This window comes from Halomonas litopenaei (assembly GCF_003045775.1).
GTDB classification, from domain to species: Bacteria; Pseudomonadota; Gammaproteobacteria; order Pseudomonadales; family Halomonadaceae; genus Halomonas; species Halomonas litopenaei.
The window spans coordinates 1-2,025 of the sequence record NZ_PXNS01000033.1 but is presented as its reverse complement, the minus strand read 5'-3'; the positions used below and the strand labels follow the sequence as shown (position 1 = coordinate 2,025).

Here is a 2,025-nt window from a genome sequence, read left to right as displayed (position 1 = left end):
GATCAGCCGACCCTCGAGATCGCCGATACCGCCGAGACCGTGGTCGAGGGCCAGAGTGCCAACGGGACCTGGACCACCGACGCCGGTGCTGATGGCGCCACGGTGACCGTAACCGCCGGTGGCGTCGACAAGGTGCTGGGCGACGGTGCTACCGATACCGTGACCTTCGATCTTGATGAAGGCACCCTGACCGTCGGTCGCGACGGCTCTTGGACCTTCGAGGCCAAGGACAACCTCGACCAGGGCAACAGCCCGTCGATCGACTTCACCATCGCCACCGTCGACAGCGATGGCGACACCGCCACCGACAGCCACAGCGTCACCATTACCGACGGTAGCGGCCCGAGCGTTTCGGTCACCGGCAGCGACCCGGCCAGCAGCAATGCGTCCGTTTCCCTGCAGGATGCCGACACCGAAGGCACCGCCTCGGACACCGACGTTGCCAGTCTGACCTTTACCGCCGGCAGCGACGCCATCACCTCGATCGCCTTTGGTGACACCGCCGACATCAGTGTCGACGGCCTGAATGGCGAGCTGGTCTGGAGCGTCAACAACGCCGGAGAGCTGGAAGGGCGGACAGAGGCCGGCGGTGACGCCGTCCTGACCCTGACGCTGAGTCCGGCGGTTGACGCGAATAATCCGATCACTGCCGGCACTCAGCAGGTAGTCACCGTGACCGCGACCCTGGCCGAGAGCCTGGCCCACGCGGTCGACGCCGATAGCCTGTCGATCACGGGCATCAGTGTGGTCGGCACCGACACCGACGGTACCAGCACGACGGCAACCGTGGGTGTGAGCGTGGCTGACGATCAGCCGACCCTCGAGATCGCCGATACCGCCGAGACCGTGGTCGAGGGCCAGAGTGCCAACGGGACCTGGACCACCGACGCCGGTGCTGATGGCGCCACGGTGACCGTAACCGCCGGTGGCGTCGACAAGGTGCTGGGCGACGGTGCTACCGATACCGTGACCTTCGATCTTGATGAAGGCACCCTGACCGTCGGTCGCGACGGCTCTTGGACCTTCGAGGCCAAGGACAACCTCGACCAGGGCAACAGCCCGTCGATCGACTTCACCATCGCCACCGTCGACAGCGATGGCGACACCGCCACCGACAGCCACAGCGTCACCATTACCGACGGTAGCGGCCCGAGCGTTTCGGTCACCGGCAGCGACCCGGCCAGCAGCAATGCGTCCGTTTCCCTGCAGGATGCCGACACCGAAGGCACCGCCTCGGACACCGACGTTGCCAGTCTGACCTTTACCGCCGGCAGCGACGCCATCACCTCGAGCGCCTTTGGTGACACCGCCGACATCAGTGTCGACGGCCTGAATGGCGAGCTGGTCTGGAGCGTCAACAACGCCGGAGAGCTGGAAGGGCGGACAGAGGCCGGCGGTGACGCCGTCCTGACCCTGACGCTGAGTCCGGCGGTTGACGCGAATAATCCGATCACTGCCGGCACTCAGCAGGTAGTCACCGTGACCGCGACCCTGGCCGAGAGCCTGGCCCACGCGGTCGACGCCGATAGCCTGTCGATCACGGGCATCAGTGTGGTCGGCACCGACACTGACGGTACCAGCACGACGGCAACCGTGGGTGTGAGCGTGGCGGATGATCAGCCGACCCTCGAGATCGCCGATACCGCCGAAACTGTGGTCGAAGGCCAGAGTGCCAACGGCACCTGGACCACCGACGCCGGTGCCGATGGGGCGACCGTCAGCGTAACGGTGGCGGGCGAGACCAAGCCGCTGGGTGATGCCAGTGATGCAACGGTCAGCTTTACCACTGACCAAGGCACCCTGACCGTCGGTCGCGACGGCACCTGGACCTTTGACGCCAACGCCAACCAGGTACAGAACAGCACCGGCACTCCGTCGATCGGCTTCACCATCGCCACCGAAGATAGCGATGGCGACACCGCCACCGATAGCCACAGCGTCACCATAACCGACGGGACCGGCCCGAGCGTTTCGGTCACCGGCAGCGACCCGGCCAGCAGCAATGCGTCCGTTTCCCTGCAGGAT

At 65.9% G+C, this 2,025-nt stretch carries 1 protein-coding gene; it reads left to right on the top strand.

What is annotated here, in order from left to right; translation table 11 throughout:
* The coding region (locus C6W88_RS21760; RefSeq protein WP_197037171.1) for a beta strand repeat-containing protein at positions 1-2,025 on the top strand (2,025 nt) is incomplete at both ends.